This window comes from Sphingomonas sp. 77B (assembly GCF_056497825.1).
This window is the reverse complement of record NZ_JBWMBY010000001.1, coordinates 1,409,448-1,426,865: the sequence shown is the minus strand read 5'-3', so window position 1 is coordinate 1,426,865 and position 17,418 is coordinate 1,409,448. Positions and strand designations below refer to the sequence as shown.

Below are 17,418 nucleotides of genomic sequence, written 5' to 3'. Positions count from 1 at the left end.
AAACCTGCACCTTAGCATCCGTTCCGAAAACGGTTTAATTTTGCGTTCATCCGTGGGCTTTACGCGCCGCTGTCCGTCAGCCGAGCCAGCTGTTCGTCGGTCAGGGTCAACCGCATCGCGGGCGTAAGCTCGGACAGCTGCTTCGCGCTGGTGGCGCTGGCGATGGGCGCGGTGACGCCCGGCTGCGCGATCAGCCAGGCGAGCGCGACCTGGGCCGGGGTGGCCCCCGTTTCCTCCGCCACCGCGTCCAGCGCCGCCAGCACCGCCGCGCCCTTGCCATGGAGCAACTCACCCATCTTTGCGCCGCGCACGCTTTGCGACAGGTCGTCGTCGCTGCGATACTTGCCGGTCAGGAAGCCGGCGGCCAGGCCATAATAGGGGACGACGCCGATATTCTCGGTGACGCAGTAATCCTGCAACTCACCCTCGAACTTGTGGCGGCTGACCAGATTATATTCGGGTTGCAGGACGTGATAGCGCGGCAGTCCGGCGGCCAGCGCGGCCTCATTGGCCGATTTCAGGCGGGCAGCGTGGAAGTTGGACGCGCCGATGACGCGCACCTTGCCCGCCTGGACCAGCTTGGCAAAGGCCTCCATCACCGCCTCCTGCGGCTGATCCTCGTCATCCTGATGCGCGAAATACAGGTCGATCCGGTCGGTACCGAGCCGCTTGAGCGAGGCCTCCGCCGCCGCCGCAATGCGGGCGGGGGCAAGTTTCTCGCCGCCTTCGCCGGGCAGCATGCCGACCTTGGTGGCGATCAGCACCTGGTCGCGCTTGCCGCTGGCCTTCAGCCATTCGCCGATCATCGCCTCGGACTCGCCGCCCTGATGGCCGTCGACCCAGGCGGAATAGACGTCCGCGGTGTCGATCATCACCCCGCCCTGGTCAACAAAGGCGTCGAGCACCGCAAAGCTCGCCGCGCGGTCGGCGGTCCAGCCAAAGACATTGCCGCCCAGCACCAGCGGCGCGATCATCAGGTCGGTCGAGCCCAGGCGGCGAAGCGGCATGTCGGTCATGGCGTATCAGCTTTCGTTATCGGTGGGATTGTCTTCCCCAACGTCCGAAGGCGCCATCGCGTTCAGATCGAATGCATTGGCATCGAGCATCGCGGCGGCGTCGTTCAACTGGCGGTTCTCCTCTGCGCTCAACCCCTGGGGCTGGTCGTGCGAGGAACAGGCGGCCAGCGTCAGCAGCGCGGCGGTCATCAGGATGCGGATCATGGCCGCCATCATGCCAAAATCCGGGGGTGGTGGGGAAGGGGGGAACCCTGCGGCAGGGGCGATGCGTTGTCGCGACCTGATTTGTACAACGAGGTCCATGCCATGTCCGCTTCCCTGCCTGCCCATCTGCTGGCGCCGTTCAAAATGGGTCTGGTCGGCGGACAGCGTGCGATGACGCCGCTGGCCGCCGTATCGATCGCTGCGGCGCGTGGGCAGTTGCCGGCCGGCAAGGGCGTGCTGCGCTGGCTGGCCAACCCCATCGTCGCGGCGGGCACGCTGGCGCTGGCGATCGGCGAAATGGCGGGCGACAAGCAGAAGACCGCGCCCAACCGCATCGTGCCCATCGGGCTGGCGGCGCGCTTCACGACGTCGGCGATCGCGGGCGCGGCGCTGGCCAGCCCGAAGCATCGCTGGCTGGGCGCGGCGATCGGCGGCGTGACGGCGGTCGTCGCCTCCTACCCCGGCTGGCGCGGCCGGATGGCGGCGCTGGGCCGTTATGGCCAGACCAAGACGGGCTTTGCCGAGGACGCCGCCGTGCTGGCGAGCGCGGTGGGGATCGTGCGGGGGCGGCGAGGATAAGGGCTATTGGCCAGCATCCCCGCCCACGTTTAGACCGTGATGACGTTGCGTTGAACCAAGGAGAGCCCCTCCCCTGAAGGGGAGGGGTGAATTAATCTCATGTCATCATGCTCTAGGCCGGATCGACATTCAGGCTTCCCAAAGCCGCTGCAGGCTGATTCATAGGCCTCCGTGTCAAAGCGCGGAGGGAGTGATGGGGATCAAGCGTTACGAGTTGAGCGAGGCGCAGTGGTCGCGGATTGCGTCGCTGGTTCCGGGCAAGACGACTGATCCCGGCCGAACGGGTTCAGATAACCGATTGTTCGTAAACGGATGTTTGTGGGTGCTGCGCTCGGGAGCGCACTGGTGCGACCTGCCGGAACGCTACGGCAAGTGGAAGACGGTGCATCGGCGTTTCAGCCGCTGGTGCCACGCCGGCGTCTGGGAGCAGGTGTTCGAGGCGCTGACGGCCGACCGGGACAACCAGTATCTGATGATCGACAGCACCATCGTTCGAGCACACCAGCAGGCTGCGACCGGAAAAGGGGGGCCAAGGATCAGGCGCTGGGGCGTTCCCGAGGTGGATTGACAACCAAGATTCACATGCTCGCCGACACGTTCGGTCGCCCTGTGCGGTTCCGCATCACGCCGGGGCAAGCCAGCGACATCGCCTCCGCATCTGATCTGCTCGAAGGTCAGCACGCCGTGGCGGTGCTGGCCGACAAAGCCTATGACGGCAACGACTTGCGTGACCGGATCGCAGGCATGAACGCCACCGCTGTCATCCCGTCAAAACGCAATCGCAAGGTCGCCATCCCGCACGACGAAGACATCTACAAGCATCGCAATCAGATCGAGCGATGCTTCGGACGCCTCAAGCACTTCCGACGCTTCGCCACCCGCTACGACCGCCGCACCATCCACTTCACCGGATTTGTCCACCTCGCCGCCGCCATGATCTGGCTACGATGAATGTCGATCCGGCCTAGAACGGCGCGGGGATGCTTCGGCTGATCCAGACGCGGTCGGGTTGCTGCTCATCAAAGCGCACCTCGGTGACGGTGCGGCCGGGTGTGCCGAGCCATATCAGCAAGCCATCGGGATCGGCGGAGATATTCCACGGCTTGAGGCGCGCCAATTCGGTCGGGATTGTCGCCTTTTTATCGCACAATCCCCAACGGGTTTGATCCGTGCATTCGATCGTGAACTTCGCGCCGCCGGAACGAAGGCGATCCAGCTGTTCCAGAACGGCGAAGCCCCGTGACGGATCGATGCCCGGATTCACATGGACATAGTCGGCGGTTGAGCATCCTGACGGCTTGGCCCGCGCGATTTCCGTCGTCGGATAGCGATTGTCGGGTATCGCATCGTCCAGCGGGTTTCCGGGATGGGTACGGAAGCGCACGGTCCATCGGACTCTCGTACAGCCTTGAGCCGTCGCGGCCGGACGCTCCACAAGATCGGCGTCGATAGTGCCGGGGGCGTTCATCCCCCCGACCGGCGCGATGAATGTTTCGACAGGCCCGTGCTCCACGTCTTTTAAAAGACGCTCGCCAACGACAGCCGGGGGGAGTTGTCGCGCCTCCCCAAAGGATAAGGCGGCTTCCGTTTGCAGGACCAGGGGCAAAAGGATCATCCGTTCCTCACGCTGACGTCGTCGAACGCTCGATGCGAAAAGAGGGTGGTGATAGCCATTCGGCCGTCACCCGGATCAGGAAGCGGGCTTGGGCGGCATGACGCTGGTATATTGCACCGACGTCATCTTCCATGTCTGGCCGATCCGCTGCTCGACATAGGTCACGCGCACGCTGCGGGTCACGGTGCCGCCGCTTGGATCGGGCAGCGTATAGTCGATCGAACCGATGACGATGGCGCTGTCGCCATGGTGCCGTACATCGTCGGTATGAAAGCGCATCGGCGGGACCGGGCTCGCCTTGTCGGGGGTGTAAAAGCCCAGGACCGCTGGCCGCCGATCGATCTCGCCGCGCGGTGAAACCTCGACATAATCCGGTGCCAGCAACCCATCGAGCGCCTTCGCATCGAAGCTATTGCGCGCGTCGTTGAACGACTGGACGAGGGTCAGGATCGCCCGGTCGGACGATGCCTGCGCCGATGCCGTGCCTGCAAGCAGCGCCAGCACGAGACCCGAGACGATGTGACAGGACCGCATATTCTCTCCCCCCGATAGAATGAAGGCTATCCGCGAATGGGCGAAGCGTCCACCACCGGAAACGCCGTCCACTTCTCCTGCGATTTCGCGCTTTTCAGGACCGCTTCGACGAACGCCATCGTCCGCAGGCCCGACTCCAGTCCCGGATACCAGTCCGAATCACCCGGAGCCCCGCCCGTGGCGGCGCTGTCTTTACGCAACGCGTCGGCCACCGCGCGGTAGAGGTTGCCGAAGGCCTCGATATAGCCCTCCGGATGGCCCGAGGGGGTGCGCAGGCGGGGCAGGGTGGTGGGGCTGAGGCCCGGCCCGCCCGCGCGGACGATCTCGGCCGGGCGGTCGAGCCAGCGCAGGGTGAGGGTGTTGGGCTCCATCTGCGACCATTCCAGGCCACCCTTCTCGCCATGGATGCGCAGGCGCAGGCCATTCTCCTCGCCCGCCGCCACCTGCGTCGCGCGCAGCGTGCCGCGTGCCCCCTCGGCGAAGCGCAGCAGCACGTTGACGTCGTCGTCCAGCATCCGCCCCGCGACATGGGTGGTCACGTCCGCCGACAGCGCCTCGACCCTTAGCCCCGCGACATGCTCGGCCAGCTGGAAGGCGTGGGTGCCGATATCGCCCAGCGCCCCACCCAGCCCCGCGCGCGTCGGATCGGTGCGCCACTCGGCCTGTTTGTTGCCCTCGCGGTCGAGCGGGCTGCTCAGCCAACCCTGGACATATTCGACATGGACCAGCCGGATCGCGCCCAGATCGCCGCGTGCGATGCGGGCCCGGGCCTCCTCGACCATCGGATAGCCGCTATAGGTAAAGGCCAGGGCATAAAGCTGTCCCGACGCCCGTGCGGCCTCGGCGATGGCGCGCGCTTCGGCAAGGTTCATCGCCATCGGCTTTTCACTGAAAACGGGAAAGCCCGCGTTCAACGCCGCGATCGCCATGGGGGCGTGGAGATGGTTGGGGGTGACGATCGCGACGGCGTCGATGCGCTCGGCCTCGGGACGCGCGCGTTCGTCGGCGAGCAGCGCATCGATCGAGCCATGCACCCGGTCGGGAGCCAGGCCCAGTTGCTCGCCGCTGCGCCGGTTGCGGGCGGCATCGCTGCTGAACGTGCCAGCGACCAGTTCCCAGTCGCCGTCCAGCGCCGCGGCCATGCGGTGCACGCCGCCAATGAATGCGCCCTCGCCGCCGCCCGCCATGGCCAGCCGTAATTTGCGTCCCGCCATCATCCTCTGCCTTTCATCCCAATCGCTTATTATTGCGATATTCCGTGCTTGCGTGGCGACGGTTTAACGGTAAACTCCCGCAACAACCAGCGAGTCTGGGCAAGAAAATTTCGGGAGAGTGAGGATGAGGCAGCTGATCGGGCTGGCCGCCGCCGTGCCGGCGATGGTTGCTGGTATCTTGGCCGTGCAGGCACCATCGACCGCGCAGACGGCCCCGGCGGCGGGTGCGCAGGCCTTTGCCGCATGCCGGGCCTGCCACACGCTCAACAAGGGCGGCCGCAACGGTGTCGGTCCCAATCTGAATGGCGTGTTCGGGCGACAGGCGGGCTCGGTCGCGGGCTTCAACTATTCGCCCGCGATGAAGGCGTCGGGCCTGAAATGGGACGACAAGACGCTGGGCGAGTTCATCGCCGCGCCGATGAAGAAGGTGCCGGGCACGCGGATGCCGATCGGCGTCGCCGACCCCGCCAAGCGCGCCGCGCTGATCGCGTATCTCAAGGCCGAGACGGCCAAGTGACCGCTGCCCCTGCCATGCGCGGGCCGGGCATCTTCCTGGCGCAGTTCATGGGCGATGCCGCGCCGTTCGACACGCTCGACTCGGCGGCACGCTGGATGGCGGAGGCGGGCTATGAGGGCGTGCAGATCCCGACCTGGGATGCGCGCTGCATCGACCTGAAGGCGGCGGCCGAAAGTCAGGATTATTGCGACGACCTGGCCGGGCGCTGTGCCGAGGCGGGGGTGGCGATCACCGAGCTGTCGACCCATTTGCAGGGGCAGCTGGTCGCGGTGCATCCCGCCTATGACGCGGCGTTCGACGGCTTCGCGCCGGAGGCGGTGCGCGGCAAGCCCGCCGAGCGCCAGCAATGGGCGGTCCAGCAGCTTCTCTACGCGGCGAAGGCCAGTCGGCGGCTGGGTCTGAGCGCCCATGCGACCTTCTCGGGTGCGCTGCTCTGGCCCTTCGTCTATCCCTGGCCGCAGCGGCCCGCCGGGCTGGTCGCGGAAGGCTTTGCCGAACTGGGTAAGCGCTGGCGGCCGATCCTGGATGCGTTCGAGGAGGAGGGCGTCGACCTCTGCTACGAACTCCATCCGGGTGAGGACCTGCACGACGGCACGACCTTCGAGCGCTTTCTGGATTCGGTCGGCGGCCATGCGCGAGCCAACATCCTATACGACCCCAGCCATTTCGTGCTGCAGGCAATGGACTATCTGCAGTTCATCGATTTCTATCACGACCGCATCTGCATGTTCCACGTCAAGGATGCCGAGTTCAACCCGACCGGCCGCGCGGGCGTCTATGGCAGCTATAGCGACTGGGTGGACCGGCCGGGGCGGTTCCGCTCGCTGGGCGACGGGCAGGTCGATTTCGGCGGGATTTTCTCGAAGCTCACCCAGTACGGCTATGACGGTTGGGCGGTGCTGGAATGGGAATGCTGCCTGAAGCATCCGGAAGACGGCGCGCGCGAGGGTGCACCCTTTATCGCGGCGCACATGATCCGCCGGGCCGAGCGCGCTTTCGACGACTTTGCTGGTGGTGGCGATCCGGCGGCTAACCGGCGCTGGCTGGGTATTTGAATGATGCTCTTCGTCATGGCGAGCGCAGCGAAGCAATCCAGTGTCCGGGCAAGACGCCCTGGATGGCCGCGCTTCGCTCGCAATGACGGATAATAAATTAATGGCCTGACCATCCGCCCCGGAAGGTCAGGCCCGACAAAATATAAGCGGGAGAGGGGCATGGAAGCGGTACCGGACAATCGGTCGCGTCTGTTCTGGCTGAGCGTGCTGGCCTTGTTTACGGCCGCCGCGAGTGCGGCGTTGCGCGCCGCGGTGGCAAGCAGCCTGAAGGCACAGTGGATCGACCCCATCGCGCCGGTCCAGGCGGGGGAGTTGATCGGCTCGGCGCTGGGCTCGGCGTTTTTGGGGTTCGCGGCGACATTGTTCGTGGCGAGCGCGCTGCTCGACCGGATCGGTGCGCGGCAGATGCTGATCGGCTGCGGGCTGTGCTTTCTGGTCGGCACCACCGCGATCATCGGCGCGGGCCATGTCGCGACCGGCATGGGCGTCTATCACATCGTCTGGGGCGGAATGCTCTTGAGCGGTATCGGCTGGGGTCTGGCGGAGGCGTCGATCAATCCGCTGACCGCACGGCTTTACCCGGAAGAGACCACGCACCGGCTGAACGTGCTTCATGCCTGGTATCCCGGCGGTCTGATCATCGGTGGCCTGGCCGGGGTGCTGCTGGCCGAAGTCCTGTCGTGGCAGGCGATCATGGCGCTGGTGCTGATCCCGGCGCTCGGCGTGCTGGTGATGGCGGCGACGACGCATTTCCCGCCCGTTCCGCGTGAGGTTCGCGATGTCGGCTTCGGCGGCATGATCGCGGAGGTCTTCAAGCGGCCGAGCTTCTTCGTATGGTTCGGCGCGATGTTCCTGACCGCCGCGTCGGAACTAGCGCCGGGCCAGTGGCTCGATGTGGCGCTCAGCAGCCGGGTGGGGATGCGTGGCATTCTGCTCCTCGTCTATGTCAGCGCTTTGATGTTCGTGTTCCGCCACTTTGCCGGGCGGATCGCGGGGCGGCTGTCCAATCCGGGGCTGCTCTGGGTATCGAGCCTGATGGCGGGGATCGGCCTGTTCCTGTTGTCGCGCGCGCAGTCGCCGGTGGCGGCGATCCTGGCCTCGACCGTCTGGGGGCTGGGCGTCTGTGCCATGTGGCCGACCATGCTCGCCTCGGTCGCCGAGCGTTACCCGCGCGGCGGGGCCTGGGCGCTGGGGCTGGTCGGGTCGGCGGGCGCGCTGGCGAGCTTCTTCGTCCTGCCGCAGCTCGGTGCGATGTTCGACGCCGCCAAGGTCGAGCTGGCCGGTGGGCCGGAGGCGTTCAAGCGGCTGACCGGCGAGGCACTGCGCCAGGTCGAGGATGCGGCGGCGTCGCAGTCCTTTGCGCGGCTGGCGATCGTGCCGGTGATCCTGTTGTTCGTGTTCGGCGGCATCTGGCTCGCCGAGCGCCGTCGTCCCCGTCGCCCCGTTGCGGAGAATGTCGCATGAGCTGGTCGCGTCGCACCGTCATGGGGGGCCTCGCCGCCGCCGTACCCGTCGCCGCGCTGGCGGGGCAGAAGGCGGGCAGGGCGTCCAACGCCGCACGCTTCACCTTGGGCTTCGCCCCGCATCTCGGCAGCTTTGCCAGCCGCGGCGACAGCTCGGTCGAGCAGATCGCCTATGCCGCCGATCAGGGTTTCTGGGCGTGGGAGGACAATGAGTACCGCCTCCGCCCCGTCGCGGAGCAGGAGGCGATCGCCAAGGCGCTGCGCGACCGCAGGATGACGATGGGCGTGTTCGTGGCATCCATGCCCAAATGGTCGGAATCGCGGCCCCTGCTGGGTGGTGACGACGATGCCGAGCGACAGGCGTTCCTCGCCGACGTGACCAGCGCGGTCGATGTCGCCAAGCGGGTCGGCGCGACGCGGATGACCGTCGTCACCGGCTTCATGGACAAGCGACTGCACCCTGCGATCCAGATGGGGCGGATCATCGACGTGATGCGCCGCGCGGGCGACATCGTCGCGCCGCATGGCATGGCGCTGGTGATGGAGCCGCTCAACACCCGGACCAACCATCCGGGCGTGTTCATGCAGTCGATCGCGGAGGGCTATGCCGTCGCGCGCGGGGCGAACAGTCCGGGCGTGAAGGTGCTGGCCGACCTGTATCATGAGCAGATCCAGTCGGGGAATCTGATTCCGACGATGAAGCTGTGCTGGGACGAGATCGGCTATATCCAGTTCGGCGACAATCCCGGTCGCAACGAGCCGGGCAGCGGCGAGATCAACTACGCCAATATCTGCCGCTTTCTGAAGACCCAGAACTATGCCGGGGTGATCGGCATGGAACATGGCAATTCGGTCAAGGGCCGGGTGGGTGAAGAGAAGCTGATCGCCGCGTATCGCGCGATCGATCCGAGAATATGAGGAGGGGAGCGATGCGGATGCTGTCGTTGATCGCATTGGCCGTGGCGAGTGGTGCGGTGGCCCAAGGTCAGCAGGCGGACAAGCCCGGCCTGGGTTTCCGCGACACGCCGATGCTGCCCGGCGGCAAATGGCATGTTCATGATCCCGACCGGCCCGCGCCGAAGGTCGTCACCCCCGCCGCGCAGCCGGGCGGCGCGCCATCCGATGCGGTGGTGCTGTTCGACGGCCGCTCGATGGAGGCGTGGACGCCCAGCGGCAAGCCGTGGGTGCTGAAGGACGGCGCGATGACCGTGCCGCCGCGCGACGGCAAGGCCGAGAGCGTGCTGGTCAGCAAGCAGAGCTTCGGCGACGTGCAGCTTCACCTCGAATTCCGCTCGCCCAATCCGCCGCAAAAATCGTCGCAGGACCGGGGCAATAGCGGCATCTGGTTCATGCAGCGCTACGAGGTGCAGATCCTCGACGGCTATGACAACCCGACCTATGCCGATGGGCAGGTCGGGGCGGTCTATGCCTGGAAGCCGCCGCTGGTGAACGCCGCACGCAAGCCCGGCCAGTGGCAAAGCTACGACATCATCTTCGAGCGCCCGCGCTTCGCCGCTGACGGCAAGCTGCTGCGGCCCGCCTATGTCACCGCGATGCTGAACGGCGTCGTCGTGCAGAATCACCAGGCGATACTAGGCACCACCGTCTGGCGGCAGGTCGAGAAATACCAGGCGCATGGCGATGCCGCGCCGATCCAGCTTCAGGATCACGACTCGCCCGTCTCGTTCCGCAATATCTGGGTCCGCCCGCTGTCGCCCGAGGCGATCGCGCAGGACCTGCCGGAGGATGCCCGATGACCCCCCATATCGACCGCAGACATGCCTTGGCGGGGATCTCCGCCATGTTCGGCTCCGCACTCTTCGCCCCGATCGCCCGTGCGGCGGGCGCGGTGGAGCAGGCGCGCGGCACCATCCCCGTCATCTCGGACGGCCCGCCCAGCGTCGCGGTCTTCACCCCCGTCCAGCGCGCGACGATGACCGCGCTGGCGGAGCGCGTGTTGCCCACCACCGACACGCCCGGTGCGATCGCGGCGGGTGTGCCCGCGTTCATCGAGAAAATGCTGGCCGACTGGGCGCTGCCCGCCGACCGGGTGCCGATCATCGCCGGGCTGAACGCGATCGAAGCGCGCAGCCAGAGCGTCAACAAGCTGGCCGCCGCCAAGGCGACACCCACCCAACAGGACACGTTGCTGACCGAGGCGATGGAGGGCGTCCTGCCCGAGGGGCGGGCATTCTTCGAGCCGTTCCGGCAACTCGTCATCACCGGCTATTACACGTCGGAGATCGGCATCACGCAGGAGCGCGAATATCTGCCCGTGCCCGGCGAATATAATGGTGCTTTCCCCTATTCTCAGGTCAACAAGGTATATTCGGCATGATCGATCGTCGTTCGCTGATGGGCGCGGGGCTGGGGCTGGGGGCGTCGGTCCTGCTGCCGCGCGAGGCGCAGGCCGCCCGGCTGGGGGCCATCGGGCTGCAACTCTATACGATCCGCCAGCTCTTCTCGGCCGATCCGGTCAAGACCCTCGAGGCCGTGGCGGGCATCGGGTATCGCGAGATCGAATATGGCGGCGGCGGCTATGAGGCGATGGACCATGCCATGCTTCGCCGGACGCAGGACCGGCTGGGTCTGAAGGCGCCGTCGATCCATGTTCCTTATGAAAGCCTGCGCGACAAGTTCGATGCCAGCGTCGCGATGGCCAAGACGCTGGGCGCCGATACGGTCGTCCTGCCGTTCATGACCAACCAGCATCGAACCGAAGAGGGCTGGAACGCCGCGCTGCCCAATTTCAATCGCTTTGCCGAGGGGTTGAAGAAGGCGGGGCTCGGTTTCGCCTATCACAATCACGACTTCGAATTCACCAACAAGCCCGGCGGCGTCAGCCTGTACGACCGGCTGCTCCGGGGCACCGACCCGGCGCTCGTGAAGGTCGAGATCGACCTGTATTGGGCGATCCATGCGGGCAAGGATGTGCAGGCGCTGATCCGGCGACTGGCCGGGCGCATCTATGCCTATCACGTCAAGGATGCGCGCGCGGATGGCAGCATGACCGCGGTGGGCGCCGGAAAAATCGACTTCGCATCGATCTTCAAGCTCAACCGGCTGGCAGGCGTGAAGCATTTCTATGTCGAGAACGACCAGGCGCCCGCGCCCTATCTGCCCGACATCACGACCAGCTTCCGCACGCTGCGGAGCCTGCGGTTCTGACCCATGCCGCTCGCAATGACGAACACATGTAACGACATAAGAATTTAGGGAGGAAAGCCATGGCGGCGACGAACCGTTTCGACGCGATCGTGATCGGGTCGGGGATCAGCGGCGGGTTCGCCGCCAAGGAACTGACCGAAAAGGGCCTGCGCGTCCTGATGCTCGACCGGGGCGTCATGGTCGAGCATGGCGAGGGATACCCCTATGACGGCAAGCCCGCCTTCGAGGTGCCCGCGCGCAACATCATGCCCAAGCCGTTGCTGGAGAGCGACTACTTCATCGCCAAACAGGGCTATGTCGCGCCCAGCAATCAGAAATTCTACAATGACGACCGGCTGAACCCCTATGCCTATGACGAGGGGAGCAAATTCTACTGGATTCGGCCCGGTGCGGTCGGCGGCAAGTCGCTGATCTGGGGCCGCTGGTCGTTCCGCTGGAGCGCGGACGACTTCCTGGCGAACAAGCGCGAGGGCGTCGCCGCCGACTGGCCGATCCGGTATGAGGATGTCGAGCCCTGGTACGCCTATGTCGAGAAATATATCGGCGTCTCGGGCTCGCGGGAGAATCTGCCCTATCTGCCCGATAGCGAGTTCCAGCCGCCGATGCCGATGAACGTGGCGGAGACGTGGCTGAAGGAACGGCTGGAGGGCCAGTTTCCGGGGCGCAAGCTGATCCACACCCGCCTGTCCAACATGACCGAGGACAAGCCGGACCAGAACCGCACCAAATGCCAGTTCCGCAACCAGTGCGGCAATGGCTGCTCGTTCGGGGCCTATTTCTCGACGCAAGCCGTGACCCTGCCCGCCGCGCGCGCCACCGGGCGGCTGACGCTCCAGTCGGATGCGGTGGTGACGGGGCTCGATTACGACCCGGCGAGGAAGAAGGTCACCGGCGTGCGCTATGTCGATGCCAAGACGGGCCAGGCGCAGATGGTCAGTGCCAACCTGGTCTTCGTCTGCGCCTCGGCGATGGCGTCGGTGCAGATCCTGATGAACTCGCGCGCGCCGGGTTCGGAGCGCAGCCATTTCGACAGCAGCGGGACGCTGGGCCGCTATGTCATGGACCATATCTTCCGCGTCGGCGTGTCGGGCGAAATCCCCGGCATGGAGGACCTGATCGAATATGGCCGCCGTCCGGGCGGCGTCTATGTCCCGCGCTTCCGCAATCTGAAGGGTGACGAAGGGCTCGGCTTCCGGCGCGGCTATGGCTATCAGGGCTCGGCCTTTCGTAACGCCGCCAAGCCGGTCGGCTTCGGGGCGGAGATGAAGCATGGGATGCGCCGCTATGGGCCGTGGCAGTTCAGCATGGGCGCGTTCGGCGAATGCCTTCCTTACGAGGACAATCGCGTGTCGCTGCATTCCAGCAAGGTCGATCGCTTCGGCGTGCCGCTGATGAAGTTCGACGTGACCTTCCGCGACAATGAGCTGAAGATGATGGCCGACGCCCGGCGCGAGGGCGAGGCGATGCTGCGCGCGGCGGGGCTGAAGAACGTGACCAGCGGCGAGTCCGAGCATGTGCCCGGCGACGCGATCCACGAGATGGGCGGCGCGCGCATGGGGGCTGACCCGCGCCAGTCGGTGCTCAACAAATGGAGCCAGGCGCATGACGCCTCGAACCTCTATGTGACCGACGGGGCGCAGATGGCGTCGGTGTCGTGCGTGAACCCCTCGCTGACCTTCATGGCACTGACCGCGCGCGCGGCGGATCATGCGGTCAAGGGGCTGAAGGCCGGGACGGTTTGAGGTTGGAAGCCGTTGCGTCGATCCGGGCAAAGCCCCTCCCCTTTAGGGGAGGGGGGCGTTAGCGTGACATCCCCTTCCAAGCATATCCTTCCCACCAAACGCCCCGAGGGCGTCACCATCCGCGCGGTCGGCGAGCGGGCGGGGGTGTCGGCGATGACCGTGTCCAACGTCATCAACGGCGCAGGCCGGGTGAGTCCCACAACGCGCGCGGCGGTGCTCGCCGCGATCGAGGCGCTGGGCTACGTCCCCAATGTCGCCGCGCGGCGACTGGCCAAGGCGCGGGCGACGACGCTGGGGCTGCTCTACAGCGACAAGGGCACGCCCTTCATCGACTCGGTGCTGCTCGGCGCGCTGCGGGCAAGCAACGCGCGCGGCCTGCAATTCATCGCCCAGGCCGAGGAAGGACTGACTCGCGACGCGGCCGAGGCGGCGCTGCGCACGCTGGTGCAGAGCGGCGCGGCGGCGGTGCTGCTGTTGCCGCCCTTTGCTGAATTGCTCAGCGGCTCGGGGCTGTTCGAGGAACTGGGCGTTGCGGCGGCGGCGATCGCGACCGGGCAGGCGATGCCCGACATGGCGACGGTGCGGATCGACAATCGCACGGCGATGGCGGCGATGACGGTGCATGTCGCGAAGGCGGGGCATCGCCGCATCGGCTTTCTTGCGGGCCCGCAGCATTTCTCCGTCGCCGACGAGCGGCTGGCGGGGTTTCGCGACGGGCTGGCGGAGAGCGGACTGGATTACGACCCGTCGCTGATGGTGCGTGCCGGGTTCGATCCGGCGGCGGGCGCGGCGGCGGGGCGCGCGCTGCTGGACCTGCCCGACCGACCGAGCGCGATTCTGTGCAGCAGCGACGATATGGCGGCGGGGCTGATCGGTGAGGCGCAGCGCATGGGCCTGCGCCTGCCGGACGAGCTGGCGGTCACGGGGTTTGACGACACCGCGATCGCCGCGCGTCTCTGGCCGCCGCTGACCGTGATCCGCCAGCCGGTCGGCGACATGGCCTTCCGCGCGGTCGAGCAGGTGCTGGCGGCGCTGCGGTCACGGGTGGTTGAGGACCGGGTGGTGGATTTCGAACTGGTGGTGCGGGAGTCGGTGGGGGCGACGGCCCCTTAACCCCCACGGCCGTTCGCACTGAGCGAAGTCGAAGTGCACGCCCGGAGGCTGCCCGTATCCCGTGGCCTTCGACTTCGCTCAGGCTGAACGGAGGGATGGTCGTTTCCCGGCGGGGGCGGAGGGGCCCAGGCTCAACCCCGCGTGTAGAGTGAGCGACGGGGCGGGGGAGGCCAATCCACCCCGATCCCCATGGTTCACCGCAACTGGACCCCGGCCTCCGCCGGGGTGGTAACAGGGGGCGGCGTTACCCCGTCCGCCCATAGTCCGCGATCAGCGCGACTTCCTCGGGATCGCCCAGCACCACGCCGACGCGCTGGTGCAGGCCGACCGCGTCGACCTCCATGATCGGCGTGGCGCCGTCGATCGATGCGCCGCCCGCCTGTTCGATCAGGAAGCTCATCGGGTTCGCCTCATAAAGCAGGCGCAGCTTGGCCTTGCCGTCCTTGCGGTGGTCGCCCGGATAGAGGAACACCCCGCCGCGCTTCAGGATACGGTGCACGTCCGCCACCATCGAGGCGGTCCAGCGCATATTGTAATCCTCGCCCAGCGGCCCCTCGGCGCCCAGGATGCGTTCTTCGATATAGCGGGCGATGCCGGGCGACCATTGGCGGCGGCGCGCCATGTTGATCGCGAACTCCTTGGTGCCGGTGGGGATACGCATCGGCCCGTCGGTCAGCCGCCACGATCCGATCTCGCGGTCGAGGGTGAACTCATAGACGCCGGTGCCGACCGTCAGGACGAGCAGCGTCTGAGGCCCGTAAATGGCGTAGCCCGCCGCCACCTGCGCGCGGCCGGGCTGAAGGAAGTCCGCCTCGGTTACTTCGCGGCCCGCGCAATCCTCGGGCGCGCGCAGGACCGAGAAGATGGTGCCGACCGACAGGTCGACATCGACATTGCTCGATCCGTCGATGGGATCGAACAGCAGCAGATATTCGCCGCGCGGGAAGCGGTTGGGGATGCGGTGGATCGTCTCCATCTCCTCCGACGCCATCGCCGCCAGATGCCCGCCCCATTCATTGGCGTCGAGCAGCAGGTCGTTGGCGATCACGTCCAGCTTCTTCTGGACCTCGCCCTGCACATTCTCGCTGCCCAGGCTGCCCAGCACATCGCCCAGTGCGCCCTTGGAGATCGCCTGGTTCACCGCCTTGCACGCCCGCGCGACGGTTTCGATCAGCAGGCGCAATTCGGCGGGGCAGGTCTCTTCGGAGCGGCGCTGCTCCTCGATCAGGAAACGGGTCAGCGTCGTCTGGCGCGGCGTCGTCATCGATTGCTCCGGGAAGGGCCGGGAAAAGATCGGCCCCGCGGGCTCCCTCCCGCCGGGCCAAGCCATGGTGGCGGGCGGACCATGGACCGGCCTCTTCGCATGCGCAACCTGACGTTAAGCAAAGCTGGCGCTTTATGGGACCGTAGCAAATCTGTTATATCCCACTTCGCAAATGGGATATGATGGAGGTCGGAGGATCGCTTATGACGACCGGACGGCTGATGACGGACACCCCCGTGCAGGGTCATGCCTCGACGGGCATTGACGGCATCGTATCGGCGCTGCGTACCGCCCGGCATGGCTGGCGGGTGCGGCAGGATGCGGGCCGCGATGTCGAGCGGTTTCCGTCGCGCAGCGGCGTCGAGGATGTCGTGGCACTGGTCGCCGCCGCGCTCTATCCGCGCCGCCTGGGCCATTTCCGGGGGGCGGCGCAGGAGGAGGATCGCTTCGTCGCGGCCAAGCTGCTCGCCGCGCTGACCGCGCTGGAGCGCGAGATCGGCGCGGAGCTGGCCTATTGGCAGAAGGATGTCGATGCGGCCTTTCCGCCCGAACAGGCGGCTCTGGTCGCGCGGCTGTTCGGGGCGACGCTGCCGCAGGTGCGCGAGTTGATTGACAGCGATGTCGAGGCGGCGTTCCTGGCCGATCCCGCCGCGCGCAGCGTCGACGAGATCCTGCTCTGCTATCCCGGCGCCGTCGCCAGCCTGCACCACCGTATCGCGCATGAACTGCACGAACTGGGCGCGCCGATCGTGGCGCGGATGATCTCCGAACTCGCCAATGAGCGTACTGGCATCGACATCCATCCCGGCGCGACCATCGGGCGGCATTTCTTCGTCGACCACGGCACCGGCGTCGTCGTCGGCGAGACCGCGATCATCGGCGAGCGGGTGCGCGTATACCAGCATGTGACGCTGGGCGCGCGCTCGGCGCTGGGCACCGCGCCGCGCTCGCCGCGTGATCGCTTCGCGCGCCATCCCATCGTCGAGGATGACGTCATCATCTATGCAGGCGCGACGATATTGGGGCGGGTGACGATCGGGGCGCGGTCGGTGATCGGGGGCAATGTCTGGCTGCTGACCGATGTCGAGCCGGACAGCGTGCTCGTCCAGCCCGAGGCGCTGGCGCTGCCGCGCGCGGATGCGCGGGCGCTGCGGCAGGAATTGGAGGGGACGGCATGAAGCAGGGACGCAAGCCGGTCATCGGCCTGATGTGCGGGAACGAGGTCGCGAACCGACCGATCCAGGCGGTCGCGACGCGCTTCATCGAACCGCTGGTCCAGCTGTGCGGCGCGAGCGTCCTGATCGTGCCCGCCGTGCCCGAAGCGGTCGACACCGCCTTGATGGCCGACATGCTCGACGGGTTGCTGCTGACCGGCGGGCGGTCGCATGTCGCGCCTGCGCAATATGGCGACTGCGCCGAACTGGCGCCGCAAGCCTGCGACCCGCAGCGGGACTCGGTTGCGCTGGCGCTGGCCGGTCGAATGATCGAGCGCGGCAAAACGGTGTTCGGCATCTGCCGGGGGATGCAGGAGATCAACGTACTGTTCGGCGGATCGCTGACCTGCCTGGGCGGTCTGCCGCGCCATCATCGCGGATCGTGGGAGGGCGATTACGAGACGCTGTTCGGCCATCATCATCCGGTCGACCTGATGCCCGGCGGCGCGTTGGCCGGGCGCAGCGGGCATCGCCGGGTCGAGGTCAACTCGGTGCACCAGCAGGGTGTCGACCGGCTGGGTTATGGCCTGGTGGTCGAAGCGCGCGATGCCGAGGACGGGCTGATCGAGGCGTTTCGCGCCCCCGGCTGCGGCGCGGACGTGCTGGCGGTTCAGTGGCATCCGGAATGGGATATCGCGACCTGCGGCATCGCGCGCGGCTTCTTCACCCTGCTGGGCGAGTCGGTACGCGGTCACGCCTGACCACCTTTTTCCCACTGCT

General features: G+C 66.8%; 19 protein-coding genes. 13 read left to right on the top strand and 6 right to left on the bottom strand.

The genetic code is table 11. The features are described from left to right. Nucleotides 1-59: 59 nt before the first annotated feature. Both AC1GI4_RS06595 and AC1GI4_RS06590 read right to left on the bottom strand, forming a co-directional pair. Nucleotides 60-1,016: an aldo/keto reductase gene (locus AC1GI4_RS06595; protein WP_479629009.1), complete on the bottom strand. Its 957-nt coding sequence runs from the start codon at nucleotides 1,014-1,016 to the stop codon at nucleotides 60-62. A gap of 6 nt (nucleotides 1,017-1,022) precedes the next feature. Continuing rightward, on the bottom strand, nucleotides 1,023-1,232 hold the full coding sequence (locus AC1GI4_RS06590; protein WP_294269046.1) for a hypothetical protein: 210 nt from the start codon (nucleotides 1,230-1,232) through the stop codon (nucleotides 1,023-1,025). Between the two features lie 90 nt (nucleotides 1,233-1,322). On the opposite strand from AC1GI4_RS06590, the gene AC1GI4_RS06585 reads away from it, so the two are divergent. Both AC1GI4_RS06585 and AC1GI4_RS06580 read left to right on the top strand, forming a co-directional pair. Beyond that, on the top strand, nucleotides 1,323-1,799 hold the full coding sequence (locus AC1GI4_RS06585) for a DUF4126 family protein (RefSeq protein ID WP_479629008.1): 477 nt from the start codon (nucleotides 1,323-1,325) through the stop codon (nucleotides 1,797-1,799). A gap of 199 nt (nucleotides 1,800-1,998) precedes the next feature. Further along, a protein-coding gene (locus tag AC1GI4_RS06580) for an IS5 family transposase (protein WP_479630363.1) occupies nucleotides 1,999-2,750 on the top strand; the annotation gives its coding sequence in 2 pieces (ribosomal slippage) (nucleotides 1,999-2,329 and nucleotides 2,329-2,750; 753 coding nt in all). Between the two features lie 13 nt (nucleotides 2,751-2,763). Here the strand turns inward: AC1GI4_RS06580 and AC1GI4_RS06575 are convergent. From AC1GI4_RS06575 to AC1GI4_RS06565, 3 genes are all read right to left on the bottom strand, one after another. Further along, entirely contained in the window at nucleotides 2,764-3,414 is a 651-nt protein-coding gene (locus AC1GI4_RS06575) for a hypothetical protein (protein ID WP_479629007.1), read from the bottom strand. Between the two features lie 75 nt (nucleotides 3,415-3,489). Further along, nucleotides 3,490-3,948, bottom strand: a complete 459-nt coding sequence (locus AC1GI4_RS06570; RefSeq protein WP_479629006.1) for a nuclear transport factor 2 family protein — start codon at nucleotides 3,946-3,948, stop codon at nucleotides 3,490-3,492. Between the two features lie 26 nt (nucleotides 3,949-3,974). Further along, the gene (locus AC1GI4_RS06565) at nucleotides 3,975-5,162 is read right to left on the bottom strand and encodes a Gfo/Idh/MocA family protein (RefSeq protein ID WP_479630362.1); all 1,188 of its coding nucleotides are present in this window, start codon (nucleotides 5,160-5,162) and stop codon (nucleotides 3,975-3,977) included. Nucleotides 5,163-5,286: 124 nt separating this feature from the next. On the opposite strand from AC1GI4_RS06565, the gene AC1GI4_RS06560 reads away from it, so the two are divergent. From AC1GI4_RS06560 to AC1GI4_RS06520, 9 genes are all read left to right on the top strand, one after another. Beyond that, complete coding sequence (locus tag AC1GI4_RS06560; protein ID WP_294269058.1) at nucleotides 5,287-5,679, top strand: c-type cytochrome; 393 nt, start codon at nucleotides 5,287-5,289, stop codon at nucleotides 5,677-5,679. A 14-nt stretch (nucleotides 5,680-5,693) separates the two neighbouring features. Beyond that, nucleotides 5,694-6,734, top strand: coding sequence for a sugar phosphate isomerase/epimerase family protein (locus AC1GI4_RS06555; protein WP_479630361.1), 1,041 nt, complete (start codon nucleotides 5,694-5,696; stop codon nucleotides 6,732-6,734). A gap of 159 nt (nucleotides 6,735-6,893) precedes the next feature. Next, on the top strand, nucleotides 6,894-8,198 hold the full coding sequence (locus AC1GI4_RS06550; protein WP_479629005.1) for an MFS transporter: 1,305 nt from the start codon (nucleotides 6,894-6,896) through the stop codon (nucleotides 8,196-8,198). Further along, nucleotides 8,195-9,115, top strand: coding sequence for a hydroxypyruvate isomerase family protein (locus AC1GI4_RS06545; RefSeq protein WP_479629004.1), 921 nt, complete (start codon nucleotides 8,195-8,197; stop codon nucleotides 9,113-9,115). Before AC1GI4_RS06550 ends, AC1GI4_RS06545 begins: the two co-directional genes overlap by 4 nt. A 17-nt stretch (nucleotides 9,116-9,132) precedes the next feature. Next, a complete protein-coding gene (locus AC1GI4_RS06540; RefSeq protein ID WP_479630360.1) occupies nucleotides 9,133-9,954 on the top strand; it encodes a 3-keto-disaccharide hydrolase in 822 nt (273 codons plus the stop codon). Beyond that, on the top strand, nucleotides 9,951-10,535 hold the full coding sequence (locus AC1GI4_RS06535) for a gluconate 2-dehydrogenase subunit 3 family protein (protein ID WP_479629003.1): 585 nt from the start codon (nucleotides 9,951-9,953) through the stop codon (nucleotides 10,533-10,535). Before AC1GI4_RS06540 ends, AC1GI4_RS06535 begins: the two co-directional genes overlap by 4 nt. Then, complete coding sequence (locus tag AC1GI4_RS06530) at nucleotides 10,532-11,365, top strand: sugar phosphate isomerase/epimerase family protein (protein ID WP_479629002.1); 834 nt, start codon at nucleotides 10,532-10,534, stop codon at nucleotides 11,363-11,365. The genes AC1GI4_RS06535 and AC1GI4_RS06530 overlap by 4 nt, the downstream gene beginning before the upstream one ends. 59 nt (nucleotides 11,366-11,424) lie before the next feature. Then, a complete protein-coding gene (locus tag AC1GI4_RS06525) occupies nucleotides 11,425-13,107 on the top strand; it encodes a GMC family oxidoreductase (protein WP_479629001.1) in 1,683 nt (560 codons plus the stop codon). A gap of 63 nt (nucleotides 13,108-13,170) precedes the next feature. After that, a complete protein-coding gene (locus AC1GI4_RS06520; RefSeq protein WP_479629000.1) occupies nucleotides 13,171-14,220 on the top strand; it encodes a LacI family DNA-binding transcriptional regulator in 1,050 nt (349 codons plus the stop codon). A 244-nt stretch (nucleotides 14,221-14,464) separates the two neighbouring features. Here the strand turns inward: AC1GI4_RS06520 and AC1GI4_RS06515 are convergent, their stop codons facing one another. Next, nucleotides 14,465-15,484 carry a class 1 fructose-bisphosphatase gene (locus AC1GI4_RS06515; RefSeq protein ID WP_479628999.1) on the bottom strand — a complete coding sequence of 340 codons (1,020 nt, stop codon included), beginning with the start codon at nucleotides 15,482-15,484 and terminating at the stop codon, nucleotides 14,465-14,467. 221 nt (nucleotides 15,485-15,705) lie between these two features. Here AC1GI4_RS06515 and epsC point away from each other — a divergent pair, with 221 nt between their 5' ends. Then, nucleotides 15,706-16,662 carry a serine O-acetyltransferase EpsC gene (gene epsC / locus AC1GI4_RS06510; RefSeq protein ID WP_479628998.1) on the top strand — a complete coding sequence of 319 codons (957 nt, stop codon included), beginning with the start codon at nucleotides 15,706-15,708 and terminating at the stop codon, nucleotides 16,660-16,662. Then, nucleotides 16,659-17,399, top strand: coding sequence for a gamma-glutamyl-gamma-aminobutyrate hydrolase family protein (locus tag AC1GI4_RS06505; protein WP_479628997.1), 741 nt, complete (start codon nucleotides 16,659-16,661; stop codon nucleotides 17,397-17,399). The genes epsC and AC1GI4_RS06505 overlap by 4 nt, the downstream gene beginning before the upstream one ends. Nucleotides 17,400-17,418 lie beyond the last annotated feature (19 nt).

Bases quoted from the DNA above. Each gene is read 5' to 3' on its own strand.
- AC1GI4_RS06550 (WP_479629005.1), top strand. From the start codon at position 6,894: ATGGAAGCGGTACCGGACAATCGGTCGCGTCTGTTCTGGCTGAGCGTG.
- AC1GI4_RS06535 (WP_479629003.1), top strand. From the start codon at position 9,951: ATGACCCCCCATATCGACCGCAGACATGCCTTGGCGGGGATCTCCGCC.
- AC1GI4_RS06570 (WP_479629006.1), bottom strand. From the start codon at position 3,948: ATGCGGTCCTGTCACATCGTCTCGGGTCTCGTGCTGGCGCTGCTTGCA.
- AC1GI4_RS06560 (WP_294269058.1), top strand. From the start codon at position 5,287: ATGAGGCAGCTGATCGGGCTGGCCGCCGCCGTGCCGGCGATGGTTGCT.
- epsC (WP_479628998.1), top strand. From the start codon at position 15,706: ATGACGGACACCCCCGTGCAGGGTCATGCCTCGACGGGCATTGACGGC.
- AC1GI4_RS06565 (WP_479630362.1), bottom strand. From the start codon at position 5,162: ATGGCGGGACGCAAATTACGGCTGGCCATGGCGGGCGGCGGCGAGGGC.
- AC1GI4_RS06585 (WP_479629008.1), top strand. From the start codon at position 1,323: ATGTCCGCTTCCCTGCCTGCCCATCTGCTGGCGCCGTTCAAAATGGGT.
- AC1GI4_RS06505 (WP_479628997.1), top strand. From the start codon at position 16,659: ATGAAGCAGGGACGCAAGCCGGTCATCGGCCTGATGTGCGGGAACGAG.
- AC1GI4_RS06545 (WP_479629004.1), top strand. From the start codon at position 8,195: ATGAGCTGGTCGCGTCGCACCGTCATGGGGGGCCTCGCCGCCGCCGTA.
- AC1GI4_RS06530 (WP_479629002.1), top strand. From the start codon at position 10,532: ATGATCGATCGTCGTTCGCTGATGGGCGCGGGGCTGGGGCTGGGGGCG.
- AC1GI4_RS06555 (WP_479630361.1), top strand. From the start codon at position 5,694: ATGCGCGGGCCGGGCATCTTCCTGGCGCAGTTCATGGGCGATGCCGCG.
- AC1GI4_RS06540 (WP_479630360.1), top strand. From the start codon at position 9,133: ATGCTGTCGTTGATCGCATTGGCCGTGGCGAGTGGTGCGGTGGCCCAA.
- AC1GI4_RS06525 (WP_479629001.1), top strand. From the start codon at position 11,425: ATGGCGGCGACGAACCGTTTCGACGCGATCGTGATCGGGTCGGGGATC.
- AC1GI4_RS06515 (WP_479628999.1), bottom strand. From the start codon at position 15,484: ATGACGACGCCGCGCCAGACGACGCTGACCCGTTTCCTGATCGAGGAG.
- AC1GI4_RS06575 (WP_479629007.1), bottom strand. From the start codon at position 3,414: ATGATCCTTTTGCCCCTGGTCCTGCAAACGGAAGCCGCCTTATCCTTT.
- AC1GI4_RS06595 (WP_479629009.1), bottom strand. From the start codon at position 1,016: ATGACCGACATGCCGCTTCGCCGCCTGGGCTCGACCGACCTGATGATC.
- AC1GI4_RS06590 (WP_294269046.1), bottom strand. From the start codon at position 1,232: ATGATGGCGGCCATGATCCGCATCCTGATGACCGCCGCGCTGCTGACG.